The sequence below is a fragment of the Streptococcus mitis genome (genome assembly GCF_002860865.1).
In the GTDB taxonomy this organism is placed as follows: Bacteria; Bacillota; Bacilli; order Lactobacillales; family Streptococcaceae; genus Streptococcus; species Streptococcus mitis_AT.
This window is the reverse complement of sequence record NZ_PKIE01000010.1, coordinates 1-14,998: the sequence shown is the minus strand read 5'-3', so window position 1 is coordinate 14,998 and position 14,998 is coordinate 1. Positions and strand designations below refer to the sequence as shown.

Sequence of the window (14,998 nt, the reverse complement as noted above, 5' to 3'; positions counted from 1 at the left end):
CTACTGCTGCAAGATTAAGAAGACAGTTTGTTCTTTTTAAGGCTAACCTGACTACTAGATAATAGATACATTAAGGCATTAAAGACAATGAAAATATGTCCATAGAATAAAATCAACCTCACATCCAAACCAAGATAAAGTTTGACCATCAAAAAGATGAGCAAAAGAATTTGAAACCATATCGTTTTTCCAAAAATAAATTTAAAACGGTTTCGAATGTCTGCCTCCTTAATTTGTACCGTCAACCCTTTATTGGTAAGAAGAAAAACTCCTGCTTCAAACAAGCCACTGTAGAGAACAAGCCACCCAATCGATACATTAGAGATTTGTAAAAATGTCCCTAAAAGAATATTCAAAATACTACTCAAGAAAATAACAAGAAATAATCTATATTTCATTTTAAATACCTCCATTCACTTATTTCACGGACAGTTTAATAGAGCCTTCTAATAAAAGATTCTGTCAGAAGAGGAAGGCAAGCTACTTTTTATAATACTTCAAACCCCAAATGAGCAAAAGCATAATAATCAAGCATAGAATAGCACCAATATAAGCGATTAGTTGTTGGTAGAATTCTCCTGCTGTGATACCTCTATACAAACAGATAATAGACATAAAACCTGTCAAGCCAATATACATAAGTTGATTGGTTCTAGGACTAACCAAATCATCATCTTCAAACTCTCTTATCTTCATCTCCCTAGTGAGGTAAACAGTGACCAAAATGGAAGCTAAGTTAATAACCACTAAAAGAAATTGGAAAACCAAGGAAAAATTTAAAAACTGACGAGATAGAAATAGATAAGTGGAGACAAGTAAGGGCAACTGACCTAGGAACAATCTTGTAAGAAAGATGTTCCGTTTTTTAGCAAGAAAAGTTTTCATTTCTTTTCTCCTTTCATATATTATTAGACGAAGAACTACACAAACTCACCGGTTCAAAACCTAAGTAGCCAGAAAAAAGAGACAGGTGACAGTAGCATTCATCAAACCATGTACAACTACACAGGAATATAGATTTCTCCGCTTTATATAGAGAATTCCTAATACAATTCCTGACACTAGATGTTGAGAGAGCATTTCTCCGTCATGAGCAAATCCAAAAAGAACAGCCGAAAAGATAATAGCAACTATGGGAGAATATTTTTCTAAACTTCCTAAAATGATTCCTCTAAAGAGTATCTCCTCCAAAAGAGGTTGAGTGAAAGTAGTTGACAACCAGAATAGAACTATGTACAAGAAACCACTTGTTTCCAAATGTTGAAAAAAGCTTAAAGAACTTGTATTATCATGGACTTTTCCAAGAACGGTCATGAAAAATATAAAACCAACTACTAAAACCAGATTAGCCAGATAAGCAAGAACAATCCATTTCAATTCTACCCATTTGATTGGCAAGCAATCTAAAGTAGTCTCATCACCCCATCTCTTAATAAGATATACAAGAATGGTTAAGCATATAAAGAAAGATAGAAAGAAGGCACCAACACTGAACACATCTCCCATCACTCCGTCATAAAATCGTCTCACAACAGTTAATGGTACAACTTGAATAGCAAAAGTAAGTAAAAAACAAGTAATTATTTTTTTAAAGATAGAAATCGTTTTTTTCATAGTTTGTCCTTTTTTCAACTCATTAATAAGATATTTTTTCTAATTTACTACTTCCACGAACGAAGCCCCCGCTTCCTTAACTTGTGTTTTATCACACTTCCTGCTTCAATCTTTACACTGCTAGTATAGCACTCGTTTTATTCTTGGATCACTCAAATCATAAATGGTCATCGAAACCTCCTAAATTGTAGAAAAAAAGCAAGCATGAAAAACATACTTGCCTTAGGGGAACTTGACAATGTGAAAATACAAAATAGAAAACTACTCACCCTCACTTCCGTATGTTCTCATATATTCTCATAATCGCAACAAGAATACAGGCTGTCCCACCTGCCAAAACCAGGAGGGTAATGATAATGTTGAGGATTTCAGGCGTACTCCCTATTCTGTTGATAAGACGGAGTAGGGATATAACTGTCAACTGAATCAGGAGTATTGATTCTACTCTTACCATTGAAGTAAGTCTGTTTTCAACTGCATATAAAAAGGCTGGTAGCAAAACACAGGCTATAGCAATCACAAACAGGTTACTCCCCGTTTCTTCTCCCTTGTTCACCGCGGAAATCATGAGAAGATTTGATGCTATAATCAACGTAGAACAGATGATAAAAAAGGATTTCTTATTCATTTAATATACCTCGCATACTATGGTAAAAATCAAACTGGATAAAGACAAACTTTAACTGCTAACTTCTGCTAATTTTTCACAAATTTTCTAATGACCAACCTGCAACAAGTGAACCGTTAAAACCTGACGAAAGACTTGATTTTGACAGGTGGTATTGAGACTGGTATTGGGATGGCTTTCCACAATTTTCATGACGGTATAGAGACCAACTCCTCTCTCCTCCCCTTTAGAACTTGCTCCAAAGGAGAAAATTTCAGAAATGTCTATACCCTCTTCTTTAATGGAATTTTCAATGATAAAGGTCTCCTGTGCTCCATTTTTTAAAAAAGCAATTGAAACATGAGGTTGACTGGCCTCTGCACTGGCTTCAATAGCATTGTCACAAAGGATAGACACAATGGTTAGAAAATCAAGCAGACTCATCCCCTCTACCTGAATCTCCTCAGGAACTTCGACATTAAAGACAATGTCCTTATCTCTGGCTTTTAGAAATTTCCCCGCGAGGAGACTTTTGAGGGCTTTATCACGAATATTCACGAGTCGTCCAAGGTCATATTTGTTGTCCTGCAATTTTTCACTAGAATCCTTTAAGACGGAGTCGTAGACCTCTTTTATCTGCTCCATGTCCTCCTCTTCAATGCCCAGACGTAAGCTGGTTAAGAGGTTAGTGTAGTCATGGCGAAAGCTCCGGACTTCCTTGTAAAGTTCCTCTATATGCCGACTATAGCGTTCCATATCTCTGTAGCGCAAGGCCAGCTCTTGGTCCAGTCTCTCATGGAGTTTGTCCTTCAAATAGGTATCCAATTTCTTGATAACCCCCATAAAAAAGAGCAAGTAAAACACTAGAATCAGATGGCGAACAGTCTTTGATTGGATATCGTATGCATATTCAAAGTAAGACAGATTTTCCATGACTAGAAAGTAAGCCCCCATTATCCAGTTAATCTTAGTCAGGGACTGTTGAAAACCTTTATCGAGAAACTCCTTTCTCAATCTAGTAAAATCATAGTCCAACCATTTCAAAAAGACTAATACTATGAAGCAAACGAATAGCATAATCAACAAAAAGAGAGGATTTCCATCTCCATCTACAATCCCTTGCCCCAAAAACGGAAACACAAAATAGGAAACACTTCTGTAAAAGAGATCCATCAATACAATTGGAAAGAGACCATAAAAGAAAAGGAGTTTTTTAGGAAGCCCTCTTAACAGTAAGAAAGATAGACATATACCGAACAAAGGTTCTATAAAATAGGACAAATATTCACTTACATCCAAAAATTGAAAAGTCGCAAAAATGGCCCCTAGAAGAAATTTCAAAAGAAAAGCTTTAAAAATCCTCTCAAAAGTGAGACCAATTCCATCTACCTTAAAGAAAATGACAATTTCTAGTCCATTAATAACAAGAAAATACAACAATATCCAAGCAATGTTCATAAACTCTCCTAGCTCAGTGTAATTTATTGATGGCTTCAGACACTTCCCTGACCTTATAACGCGCGATCATACAGCTTCCTCCATTTGGAAAGAAAAGGAGTTTTTCTTTCTTATCCAAACGAACTACATTGGCAGGATTGATGAGAAAAGAGCGATGGCACTGCAAAAGACGAGGCTCCTGCTTGAAAACATCCTCTAAACTCGCTGTAAACTCCAGCCTGTCTGTCTTGGTATAAAGAATAACACGATGGGCTCTGGGCGACGTTTCTAGATAGTAAACCTCTTTAAAAGGATACTGGAATTGGGCAAATTTTGATTTAAAGTAAAAGCAATCTTCAGCTAGACTTTTACTGTCTTGACCATTGCCATAGAGGAGGGCTGTCTCGATACGAGATTCAAACTCCTCTGCCGAAAGTGCCTTATCAATGTAGTCCAAAGCAGACACTTGGTAGCGAAAGGACAGGGGCATAAACTCCGAGTGAGTCGTCACAAAGACGATGAGAGCATAGGGATCCCGATCCCGAATCTTTCTAGCCACTTCCAGCCCCTTCATCTCCTCATTTCGAATCTCAATATCCAAAAAGAATAGCTGATGAGCTCCCTTCTCATGCACCTCTGTCAGCAGCTGGTCTGGTTTGCCAAAAACTTCAAAAGAACTGGGAGTGATATGATGTTCCTTCAATAGTTTCTCAATCGTCGCTTCAATCCTAGTCTGCTGGGAAAAATCATCCTCTAAAACAAATATTCTCATCTTCTTACTCTCCTTGTTTCAATTTCTTCCTAAAAAGAGAATAGCAAAAATACTCTGACACAAGCCCACCAAATCTTAAATAGGCCTTCAAAGCTCCTGAAAGGTAGCTTGTTCCTCAAATAAGCATGATAATCTTACAACTATTTTATCATAAAATCTTAACAGTACCATTCAGGAAATTTCAAGTACAATTAAAGATTTTATGGTGAAAAAGGAGACAAAAGTGATAAACTAACAGTATCAAAACACAGTTGCTAGAAACAAGACTGGCACCCAGATTAAAGGAGGAATTCTCATGACAGATACAGACCCTATCAAAAGAGCTCAGACTTTGATTACTGACTTAAACAAAGCCTATCAAGCATGCAAACAGGCAACCGCTGACGACGTCCGCTTTCAGGAGCAATTAAACTCTATTCTTGGCTTTCTAGCCAAGGCTGAGACTGTGGATAATCGAGTCTTGATTGAACTGGAAAAATTTTACCAGACTTCCAGTCTTCTCATGGGACTCAGCGCTCTCAATCCTGATGCTCCTACTCGCGCCGCTTGGCGGGCCTATGACCGTTTCCACTTTGACCAAGTCAAGACCAAGTTGAGTCTTTACGGACCAACCATTATCTTGTAGAAAATAAAAGAAGTTGAGACAGACTGAACTCAACTTCTTTTTTAGTGTCATATAGGCAATGTTAGTCCTGCATCTGACGTTTGACCTGATAAGGCAAATACAAGACTAGTAAAACCAAACCAGCTCCCAGTAAGGCTAGAAGGGCTAGTTTTTCTTGGAAGGTAATCAACCCAACAGCTAATTCCACTACTAAGACGAAACTGGTCAATCCTCGAACTACAGCCTGCAAGCCTTTTTCCTTTTGCCCCTTGTCCAGTGGAAAAAGTTGGGTCAAATACTGGTAGTCAAAGGCGTGATAGAGGGCCAGTAACTGGAAGAGCAAGAGGTAGTTAAACAGAACCACTACCGCTGTCGCAATCCAAGATTGCTCGATAAAGACCTGAGCCAGCAAGGAAAGTAAGAGAAGACGGAGACTGAGGGCGAAGAGATCTCCATTTCGCAGATAAGAACGCAGATAGAGATTTTGCCAAATCTTCCCAGGCACCTTCTGAACAGCCTTTAGGATAAAGTCCAGATAGGCACGACGTTTGACACTGTTTGAAATTCCCTTGACCTGCGTAAAGAGGGAAAAGAAACGAAGCAAGATTTGCTTGCGCTTGCTTTCTTGGGAAATAACATAGTCCCAGTTGAGACCAGTTTCAGTGAAAAATTTGCTGGATTTTTGACGAAAGAGCAGATATTTCCCTGCACCCAATAAAAGCACATAGACTAGAAAAACTGGCAATCCATAACCCATGGCTAAAAATAAAGGCGCAAATAAAAGCAAGAAAAGGGTCTGGACAAAGAGCCAAAAAACTAGGGAAATGCCAGTTTGACGCTTTAGATGGAGCTTGATTTCCTCTTCTCCGACCAAGAGAAAGAGCTTGTCAGGTGCCTCCATGTAAGTAGCAATTCCACCCCAAAGCAAAAGTAAAACAGACGTAATTCCTACAAACAAAAGGATAGGCCAATGATTTTCAGGAAAATGTTGCAAGAGTTGACTGTACTGGTAGGCTAGAAATCCCAGCAGGACAAGCAGGAACAAGACAAAGTGGTCATTAAGAACATAGCGCAAATAACCAAGACACTCCTTACGAAAAGCCTGCTTTCTCTTTAAAAACAAGTCTTTCATAGCTCCTCCTCTTTGGTCAGAGCCAAGTAAATATCATTCAAACTAGCCTCAGGCATATCAAAGGCTTCGCGCAGTTGTGCCAGATTCCCCTTGGCACGCACCTCCCCCTTGTGGAGAATAACGAAGGCATCACACATCTTCTCCGCCGAATCCAGCACGTGGGTACTCATGAGAATGGACTTGCCCTTTTGCTTTTCCACTTCCAAAAGCTGAATCAAGTCAGAAATAGCCAGCGGATCAAGACCAAGGAAAGGCTCATCCACGATAAAGAGACTCGGATCCACCACAAAAGCACAGATAATCATGACCTTCTGCTTCATCCCTTTTGAAAAATGAACTGGAAACCAGTCTAATTTCTGGTCCAAACGGAACATTTTTAACAAAGGTTCTACTCGATCAAAAGCCACTTTCTGCTCAATACCATAAGCCATAGCAACCGTTTCGATATGCTCTCTGAGGGTCAATTCCTCATACAGGCTAGGTGTCTCAGGAATGTAGCCAATTTGCTTGCGGTAGCTCGTTGCATCTTCCTGAAGAGTAAGTCCATTGATATTGATGGAGCCACTATAAGGTGTCAACAGGCCGATAATCTCATTAATAGTCGTCGATTTCCCAGCACCATTGAGACCAATCAAACCGACCAACTGCCCACTTTCAACTGCAAAGGACACATCTTTCAAGACAGGGACATGAACATAGCCACCTGTCAGGTTTTTAATTTCTAACATATTTTCTCCAAATCTGGTATAATGTAGCTATATTATATCAAAATTCAATACAGTAGAGGTAGATTTTATGTCAGATTGCATTTTTTGTAAAATCATTGCAGGGGAAATTCCTGCTTCAAAAGTATATGAAGATGAGCAGGTTCTTGCCTTTCTTGATATCTCTCAAGTGACACCAGGACACACCTTGGTCGTGCCAAAAGAACACTATCGCAATCTTTTGGAAATGGACGCTACAAGCGCCAGCCAACTCTTTGCTCAAGTACCAAAAGTAGCTCAAAAAGTCATGAAAGCTACTAAGGCTGCTGGAATGAATATCATTGCCAACTGTGAAGAAATCGCAGGGCAAACAGTCTTCCATACCCACGTTCACCTCGTGCCTCGCTACAGTGCAGACGATGACCTCAAGATTGATTTTATCGCCCACGAACCAGACTTTGACAAACTTGCTCAAGTCGCTGAAACCATCAAAAACGCCTAAGGAGTTGCTATGAAATTATCCAACCTACTGCTATTTGCAGGAGCTGCAGCTGGAAGTTATCTGGTCACAAAAAATCGTCAAACCATCACAGATGAAGTCTTGAATACCACTGACCGCGTTCAAGCTATCAAGGATGATGTGGATATTATCCAAAACAGCCTGCAAATCATCGACCAACAAAAAGAACTCATCAAGGAATACCAAGAAGACCTGACTTACAAGTTTAAAGTCTTGGAAAAAGATATCCAGACTAGACTAGCTGTCATCAAAGAAACACAGGAAATCGAAGATAAGTAAAAAGAGCCCGACGACTCTTTTTTAAAACATAAACAAGTTATATCCCATCAACTATACATCACAATTTAGACAACTCATTCACCATTTCGTAACTAAATCGAATACTTTCACAGACTTTCCGCCGTAATGAAAACACCTGAAACAGCTTGGTTTCAGGTGTTCGGAAACTTTGAGACCTAGGCTCAAAGTTTAGGCATGGAACTTCGAAGAAGGTTGCTACCGTCCGTCATTACTTAAGGAAAGTCTTAAAAAATCTATAAATAAAAAGAGCCACTCGGCTCTTTTTACTTTATTCTCCTTCAAAGGCATCTTTAATATGGTCAAAGAAGCCTTTTTTCTTTGGATTGACTTTTAAATCACCTGCAGCTGCGAATTCTTTCAAGGCTGCTTTTTGACGGTCGTTCAAGCCTGTCGGTGTTACGACATTAACGGTAACATATTGGTCACCAACTGCACCTCCACGAAGGCTCGGAGCTCCCTTGCCACGTAGACGGAATTTCTTACCAGTCTGAGTTCCCTCTGGGATAACCAATTCAACATCACCATGAACCGTTGGGATATCAACTGTATCACCAAGAGCTGCTTGGACAAAGTTGAGGTTGAGATTGTAGAAGATAGTAGTTCCTTCACGTTCAAACTTGTCGCTAGCTTCCACAGAAACTACTACATACAAGTCACCATAAGGTCCACCGTTAAAGCCTGCTTCACCTTGACCTGCTAGGCGAATTTGTTGACCTGTTTCCACACCAGCAGGGATTTTCACATGTACACTATGAGCTTGTTTTTCATGACCTGTTCCGTGGCAGGTTGTACATGGACCTTTGATTTCTTTTCCGCGACCGTGACAGACATCACAGGTTACTTGGCGACGCATCATACCAAGAGGAGTCTGCGTATCGACGTTAATGACACCAGCGCCATGACAGCGTCCACAAGTGACTGGACTTGTCCCTGGCTTAGCACCAGAGCCATTACATGTACGACAGCTTGCTTCACGGTTGTATTTAACTTCTTTTTCAGCTCCAAAAATAGCTTCTTCAAAGGTCAAGTTCACACGATACTGGAGATCATCACCTTGACGAGGAGCGTTTGGATTGCGCGAAGCACTGCCTCCGCCGAAGAAACTTGAGAAGATGTCCTCAAAACCACCGAAGCCACCTGCCCCGTTGAAACCACCGAAACCGCCAGCACCACCAAAGCCACCGTTGGCACCAGCAGCACCATATTGGTCATAGACCGCACGTTTTTGGTCGTCACTCAAAGTCTCATAGGCTTCTTGAACTTCCTTGTACTTTTCCTCAGCACCAGGCTCCTTGTTGATATCTGGGTGGTATTTTTTGGAAAGCTTGCGATAAGCTTTTTTGATCTCGTCTGCCGAAGCGTTTTTTGACACCCCCAGACGATCATAAAATTCAGTATTGTTCATAATTCAAGATACAAAGGGCGTTAACCGGACACAGCCAAAAAAGGAGTTTTGACGACGGACGCTTGCGTCCTAGAAAAACTATCTTCTTGGCACAGTCCGTAGCCCGTGTTCAGTTACTCGAACACCCTTGTTCCTTTCTGTTGATATTGTGAATCAAACCTCTATTTAGGTCGGATTCAATTACTTTCTTTTATATTGATGAGACAAACCACAAACAAATCAGGCAAGCCTCTTTTTATCGAAAAACAGAGGCTGGGTTGCAACCTCTGGATTTCTTTTTATCATTACTACATTTAGACAAAGCACCTTAGTAATTAGTCATTCTTAACGACCTCACTCCCCGATTTTCAAGTTCGGGATAAAATAGTCCACTGGACTATTTTATTTTTCCGTAAACTCTCCGTCTACGACGTCATCGCCTGCGTTTCCTGTTGCTTGTGCGCCTTCTGCTCCTGCTTGAGCTTGTTGCGCTGCTGCGGCTTGTTCGTAGAGTTTAACAGCAAGTCCTTGAGCTTTTTCGTTCAAAGCTTCGAGTTTTGCTTTCATTTCGTCCAAGTTGTTGTCTTCTTGAGCTTTCTTAAGATCATCAAGGGCCGCTTGGGCAGCATCACGTTCTGCATCGAAGCCTTTACCTTCAGTTTCCTTGATTGTCTTTTCAGTCGCAAAAATTGCTTGGTCTACTTCGTTACGAAGGTCAACTTCTTCTTTACGTTTCTTATCTGCTTCAGCGTTAGCTTCTGCATCTTTCATCATGCGGTCGATTTCTTCGTCTGTCAAACCTGAGTTTGATTGGATAACAATTGTTTGTTCTTTTTGAGTTCCAAGGTCTTTAGCTTTAACAGATACGATACCGTTCTTGTCGATGTCAAATGTTACTTCGATTTGTGGGATACCACGAGGTGCAGCTGGGATATCAGTCAATTGGAATCGTCCAAGAGTCTTGTTATCTGCTGCCATTGGGCGTTCACCTTGAAGAACGTGGATATCAACGGCTGGTTGGTTGTCTGCTGCAGTTGAGAAGACTTGTGATTTAGATGTTGGAATAGTAGTGTTGCGATCGATAAGTTTTGTAAATACTCCACCCATTGTTTCGATACCAAGTGACAATGGTGTTACGTCAAGAAGGACAACGTCTTTGACATCACCAGTGATGACACCACCTTGAATCGCAGCACCCATAGCAACTACTTCATCAGGGTTTACTGATTTGTTTGGTTCTTTACCAGTTTCAGCTTTAACAGCTTCTACAACGGCTGGGATACGAGTTGAACCACCAACAAGGATAACTTCGTCGATTTCTGACAAGCTCAAACCTGCATCAGAAAGGGCTTGACGAACTGGAACTTTTGTACGTTCTACAAGGTCACGAGTCAAATCATCAAATTTCGCACGAGTCAAAGTCATTTCCAAGTGAAGAGGTCCAGCTTCACCAGCAGTGATAAATGGCAAGCTGATTTGGGTTGAAGTTACACCAGAAAGGTCTTTCTTAGCTTTTTCAGCCGCATCTTTCAAACGTTGCATTGCCATCTTGTCAGTAGACAAGTCGATACCATTTTCTTTCTTGAATTCTGCTACCAAGTGGTCGATAATTTTTTGGTCAAAGTCATCACCACCAAGTTTGTTGTCCCCTGCAGTTGACAATACATCGAAGACACCGTCACCCAATTCAAGGATAGAGACGTCGAATGTACCACCACCAAGGTCAAATACCAAGATTTTTTCTTCTTTGTCAGTCTTGTCCAAACCGTAAGCAAGAGCGGCTGCAGTTGGTTCGTTGACGATACGTTCTACTTCAAGACCGGCGATTTTACCAGCGTCTTTTGTTGCTTGACGTTGAGCATCATTAAAGTAAGCTGGAACTGTGATAACTGCTTTAGTTACTTTTTCACCAAGGTAGTCTTCAGCATAACCTTTCAAGTATTGAAGAATCATAGCTGAGATTTCTTGTGGAGTGTACTCTTTTCCGTTTGCAGAAACTTTTTCAGAAGTTCCCATCTTAGATTTGATAGAGATAACTGTATCTGGGTTTGTGACCGCTTGACGTTTTGCAGCATCACCAACGATGATTTCACCGTTTTTGAATGAGACTACAGATGGAGTTGTGCGGTTTCCTTCTGGGTTTGCGATGATTTTTGATTCAGTTCCTTCAAGAACTGCAACTGCTGAGTTTGTTGTACCTAAGTCAATACCGATAATTTTAGACATGTGTTTTTCTCCTTGTTAGTTAATTTTCTATTTTTGATATTTCCCTTAAGTGGTGGGGACGTGAGCAACTCCCTACGGGATTTCATCACTTATTTTTGAGCCTATTGTCTCAAAAATCCCCTGTTTCAGTAGCTTTTGCTACTGAAACTTTCACCACGGTGGGAAATATCTTCCTTGCAAGCCTCCGGCTTGCCTCTTATCTTTCTTTCATAGTTTATTGTCGTTTCGGACAAGTTTTCTATTATATATGTTGCAACCGTCAGAATTGCCTAGTTGTAGACAACTACCATTGCTGGGCGTAGGATGCGGTCATGGAGTTTGTAGCCTTTTTGGAAGACTTGGGCGATGGTATCTGCTGGGTGTTCATCGTCTGCTGGAAGAGTTTGGATTGCCATATGGTAGTTATGGTCAAATTCACCGTCAGCTGCGATTTCTTCGATTCCTTCTTCTTTCAAAGCGTGAATCAAGCTTTCTTGCACCATTTCCAATCCTTTTTTGACATCGTCTGTCAAACCTTCAACCGCGAGTGCACGCTCAAGGTTATCCAAAGAAGGGAGAATCGCTTTTGCCAAGTCCTGGCTACGATAACGTTGCAAGTTTTGACGCTCTTCATTGGCACGGCGTTGGATATTTTGCATTTCTGCATGAGCGCGAAGGTATTTATTTTCGAACTCATCTGCACGTTCATTTGCCAAGTCCAACTCTGACTTCTCAGGAGTTGTTTCTTCTACCGTTTCCACAACTTCCTCTTCTTGGACTTCTTCTACTTCTTCATTTTTTATATCTTGGGCCATTTTCGCCTCCTTTAATGATTTCAATCTTAATGTACTTCGTAATGATTACTGCTGAGGTAGCGGTAAAAATCTGTCAACTTCATGGTCAAAACACGATTGACCACATTGACCTGGTTGATTAGCTGTTGGTAATCCAGATTGACTGGACCGATAATGGCTAGAATTCCAACTCCCCGATAAGGAATGAGGAACTTGCTACTAATCACCGCTAGATCAGCTAGACAGGACTCTTGACTGTCTGCAACACGGACGTTTTGCATCTGATCTTCACGCAATCCCTCACGAATCTCCAGAGCCACCTTTTGCGGTTGATCAAAGAACTGATAAGCTGCCAGATTGGCAAAATTCAAGAGATTGACCTTGCCTGCCACCACAATGTTTTCGTTGAACATTTCCTTAAAGATGTGTTCAAAGAGATCGATAACATTGTCCGTAGTTGTAAAGTAACGCTGGATAATCTGCGGAATCTCCGTCCGAATCTTGTAGTGAATATCTAGAACGGTGTGGCCGAGAAAACGTTCCTGAATGATGCTCTTCAGTTTCAGCAAATCCTCCTGCAAGAAATTCCTTGGAATCAGAAACTGACTAGTAACCGTTCGAGACTCGTCTAGGGTGAATACTGCCAAGGCTGTATGTTGCCCCAAAACAACGATATCAAAGGCTGTCAAACGTTGCCTGCTCGGCTCAACATCCAGTGCTACTACCGTACAGCCACTCAAGTCTGTTAGTAGATTAGCAGCCTCTTGCAGAATATCCTCCAATTTGAAGAATTCCTGATCAAAGGCTTTGACAATCTCATAAACCTCATTTTCAGCCAGTCGGTCAAAATCCAGTGAGTGTTTCACATAGTACTGAAAACCAGCAACACTTGGCATCCGACCACTTGAAGTATGAGCCTTTTCAAGCAAACCTTGCTTCTCTAGAGCCGCCATGTCATTACGAATGGTTGCACTGCTAGAGTTAATAGACTCTTGCAAGGCTTTGGATCCGACAGGTTCGTGCGTTTTGGTAAAGATGTCAATAATCAGATTTAAAATATCCTGCTGACGCTCTGTAACCATCTCATCACTCCTCTCTGTCTGATCGATTAGCACTCGATACGCTCAAGTGCTAACTTATGATTCTATTATACACCCTTAAAAGAGAATGTCAAGATAAAAACTCAAAAAATTAGCACTCTTTTGTCAAGAGTGCTAAAAATCAGTCTGAAGACCTAGAACCCTACCTTCCATCTACTCGGTATTTCCTTTTTAGTCTGAAATAACCATAAATTAGATAAGAAATCATAAAGGCATATAAAATAAAAATAACGAAGAAAGACATAGCAAGCTCTTCTTTAAATAAACTCATACAAACAACAAACCCACCTAAGAAAGTAGCTGTACAGGAACGAAATCTAGATCGCATGACTTCCCATCTGAGCCCCTTACTCATATAGACTTGATCCTCTGGAAGTAAATTAGAAGACGATTTACGAAGAATCGAACAAAAACCTGTTTCTATCAATTCCCAACCTCTATTTCTAAAATCTTGCAGTTCATGCTTATGCTTTTTAAGAAATCTAGAATCATAGATACAGTAGATAACATCGTCTGGTTGACATTGGTCAAAATAGAACAAACCAAAACGACTCGTTCTATATCTCCAACCTTTCAAGTGCATCTCATGCAAATATTCTTCTTCCTTGTCCAAATCAACAATAGTGAAAATCCGAAATTGCTTTTTATTTATCATGACTTTCCCTCCAATTTTGAGCATGCCTCCCCTATCATAAATCTGATAATTCCTTCTTTTTATGCCATAACTTCCAGCTAATATAAGCAACTATTAACAAGAGGATTAAAGACAAGAAAATATCTAGCCCGACCGCAAGTAAACTCCATAGACCATACGCATTACTTCTATTGAGCAATTTAAGTAAGAATGGTATATGTATGGCTAGCAAAAGTAAAACAGGTACTAATCGCAGTCTTAAAATGCGATTAACCATAGCTAACTTCCCAGCAGCGTCATTATAGATTTCAAATTCTGCATTCGATTCAATTTCAGAATATGCTTTTCTAAAATAGGAAAAACTATTAAAGTCTGTAATATGCTCCCAGCCACAGTCTTTAAACAGTTGTAAATAGGAGGCTCTCTCTGATTTTTCCATTGGGTAAAAATCCAACTGATAAGACACTTGCTCAGAGTGACACTTTTCAAAGGTATACTTAACTGCAAACAATAAGATAGAATAGCTTACTTTTCTAAGTTTCCAGCCCTTAGCATGCATTTCTCTAAAGTACAGAGCCTCCCTCTCATAATCCGCAATTGTAAAAATTCGATAAACAATTTTCTTTTCCATCATCCTTCCTCCCGACTGTTTCTATAGAGTCGTTCAATACGTTTCAATTCAATATCTAAGACTTTTCGTCCCAAGTCTGTTATCTGATAGATTTTCCGTTTTTCCTCTTCTCGGACAAAGGAAATCAAACCATCCTTTTCCATCTTTGACAAGGTTCCATACATAGTTCCAGGACTAATTGAAACTTGCGAATCTGTCATCTCCTTGACCTTTTGCGTAATGCTATAACCATGACCTTCCTTTTGCAGACAGAACAAGATATAAAAACCCGTTTCCGTCATCGGAAGATAAACTCGACGAATCTTATCCGTCAATTCCATTTATAGCTACCTCCTATTCAGCTCGATATATCGCACTTCGTTATATAAAATATATCACACCTCGATATAAAATACAAGAAAAAAGATTACCCACAGGCCAATGTCATTAAGTTAGTGATCTAACTCTTTAAATAGGAGATAGGATTGAGAACATCAAAGTGATTCTCTATCCTATCTTCTATTTTTTTGCATGACAAATAAAGGTTTTTTCACCCTATTTTTTGAGATTTATGTTACTCT

17 protein-coding genes are annotated in these 14,998 nt (G+C 40.1%); 3 read left to right on the top strand and 14 right to left on the bottom strand.

The genetic code is table 11. The annotated features are described in order from the left end of the window. Positions 1-14: 14 nt before the first annotated feature. The 5 genes from CYK18_RS09895 to CYK18_RS09870 all read right to left on the bottom strand — a co-directional run bounded on the left by CYK18_RS09895 (position 15) and on the right by CYK18_RS09870 (position 4,430). Positions 15-398 carry an immunity protein gene (locus CYK18_RS09895; protein ID WP_180948050.1) on the bottom strand — a complete coding sequence of 128 codons (384 nt, stop codon included), beginning with the start codon at positions 396-398 and terminating at the stop codon, positions 15-17. An 82-nt stretch (positions 399-480) separates the two neighbouring features. Next, positions 481-885, bottom strand: a complete 405-nt coding sequence (locus CYK18_RS09890) for an immunity protein (RefSeq protein WP_101786389.1) — start codon at positions 883-885, stop codon at positions 481-483. Between the two features lie 60 nt (positions 886-945). Beyond that, positions 946-1,614, bottom strand: coding sequence for a CPBP family intramembrane glutamic endopeptidase (locus CYK18_RS09885; protein ID WP_024057404.1), 669 nt, complete (start codon positions 1,612-1,614; stop codon positions 946-948). A gap of 715 nt (positions 1,615-2,329) precedes the next feature. Beyond that, positions 2,330-3,679 carry a sensor histidine kinase gene (locus tag CYK18_RS09875; protein ID WP_101786386.1) on the bottom strand — a complete coding sequence of 450 codons (1,350 nt, stop codon included), beginning with the start codon at positions 3,677-3,679 and terminating at the stop codon, positions 2,330-2,332. Positions 3,680-3,692: 13 nt separating this feature from the next. Continuing rightward, complete coding sequence (locus CYK18_RS09870) at positions 3,693-4,430, bottom strand: response regulator transcription factor (protein ID WP_101786384.1); 738 nt, start codon at positions 4,428-4,430, stop codon at positions 3,693-3,695. A gap of 295 nt (positions 4,431-4,725) precedes the next feature. On the opposite strand from CYK18_RS09870, the gene CYK18_RS09865 reads away from it, so the two are divergent. After that, a complete protein-coding gene (locus CYK18_RS09865; protein ID WP_004257513.1) occupies positions 4,726-5,055 on the top strand; it encodes a hypothetical protein in 330 nt (109 codons plus the stop codon). A gap of 61 nt (positions 5,056-5,116) precedes the next feature. Here the strand turns inward: CYK18_RS09865 and CYK18_RS09860 are convergent, their stop codons facing one another. Together CYK18_RS09860 and CYK18_RS09855 are read right to left on the bottom strand one after the other, a co-directional pair. Further along, on the bottom strand, positions 5,117-6,166 hold the full coding sequence (locus CYK18_RS09860) for an ABC transporter permease (RefSeq protein ID WP_101786382.1): 1,050 nt from the start codon (positions 6,164-6,166) through the stop codon (positions 5,117-5,119). Next, the gene (locus CYK18_RS09855; RefSeq protein WP_101786380.1) at positions 6,163-6,894 is read right to left on the bottom strand and encodes an ABC transporter ATP-binding protein; all 732 of its coding nucleotides are present in this window, start codon (positions 6,892-6,894) and stop codon (positions 6,163-6,165) included. The genes CYK18_RS09860 and CYK18_RS09855 overlap by 4 nt, the downstream gene beginning before the upstream one ends. A 67-nt stretch (positions 6,895-6,961) precedes the next feature. Here CYK18_RS09855 and CYK18_RS09850 point away from each other — a divergent pair, with 67 nt between their 5' ends. Together CYK18_RS09850 and CYK18_RS09845 are read left to right on the top strand one after the other, a co-directional pair. After that, positions 6,962-7,372: an HIT family protein gene (locus CYK18_RS09850; RefSeq protein WP_001278317.1), complete on the top strand. Its 411-nt coding sequence runs from the start codon at positions 6,962-6,964 to the stop codon at positions 7,370-7,372. 9 nt (positions 7,373-7,381) lie between these two features. Then, complete coding sequence (locus CYK18_RS09845) at positions 7,382-7,669, top strand: hypothetical protein (RefSeq protein ID WP_000777754.1); 288 nt, start codon at positions 7,382-7,384, stop codon at positions 7,667-7,669. Positions 7,670-7,958: 289 nt separating this feature from the next. On the opposite strand, the gene dnaJ is transcribed toward CYK18_RS09845, so the two are convergent. The 7 genes from dnaJ to CYK18_RS09805 all read right to left on the bottom strand — a co-directional run bounded on the left by dnaJ (position 7,959) and on the right by CYK18_RS09805 (position 14,758). Beyond that, positions 7,959-9,095 carry a molecular chaperone DnaJ gene (dnaJ, locus tag CYK18_RS09840; protein WP_101786378.1) on the bottom strand — a complete coding sequence of 379 codons (1,137 nt, stop codon included), beginning with the start codon at positions 9,093-9,095 and terminating at the stop codon, positions 7,959-7,961. 381 nt (positions 9,096-9,476) lie between these two features. Beyond that, on the bottom strand, positions 9,477-11,300 hold the full coding sequence (gene dnaK / locus CYK18_RS09835; RefSeq protein WP_000034667.1) for a molecular chaperone DnaK: 1,824 nt from the start codon (positions 11,298-11,300) through the stop codon (positions 9,477-9,479). 269 nt (positions 11,301-11,569) lie between these two features. Next, positions 11,570-12,094: a nucleotide exchange factor GrpE gene (gene grpE / locus CYK18_RS09825; protein ID WP_000046038.1), complete on the bottom strand. Its 525-nt coding sequence runs from the start codon at positions 12,092-12,094 to the stop codon at positions 11,570-11,572. A 26-nt stretch (positions 12,095-12,120) separates the two neighbouring features. Continuing rightward, the gene (gene hrcA, locus CYK18_RS09820; protein WP_000255759.1) at positions 12,121-13,155 is read right to left on the bottom strand and encodes a heat-inducible transcriptional repressor HrcA; all 1,035 of its coding nucleotides are present in this window, start codon (positions 13,153-13,155) and stop codon (positions 12,121-12,123) included. Positions 13,156-13,315: 160 nt separating this feature from the next. Continuing rightward, on the bottom strand, positions 13,316-13,828 hold the full coding sequence (locus tag CYK18_RS09815; RefSeq protein ID WP_101786376.1) for a DUF2812 domain-containing protein: 513 nt from the start codon (positions 13,826-13,828) through the stop codon (positions 13,316-13,318). Positions 13,829-13,862: 34 nt separating this feature from the next. Next, on the bottom strand, positions 13,863-14,438 hold the full coding sequence (locus tag CYK18_RS09810) for a DUF2812 domain-containing protein (protein WP_101786374.1): 576 nt from the start codon (positions 14,436-14,438) through the stop codon (positions 13,863-13,865). Continuing rightward, positions 14,438-14,758, bottom strand: a complete 321-nt coding sequence (locus CYK18_RS09805) for a PadR family transcriptional regulator (RefSeq protein WP_000423972.1) — start codon at positions 14,756-14,758, stop codon at positions 14,438-14,440. The genes CYK18_RS09810 and CYK18_RS09805 overlap by 1 nt, the downstream gene beginning before the upstream one ends. Positions 14,759-14,998 lie beyond the last annotated feature (240 nt).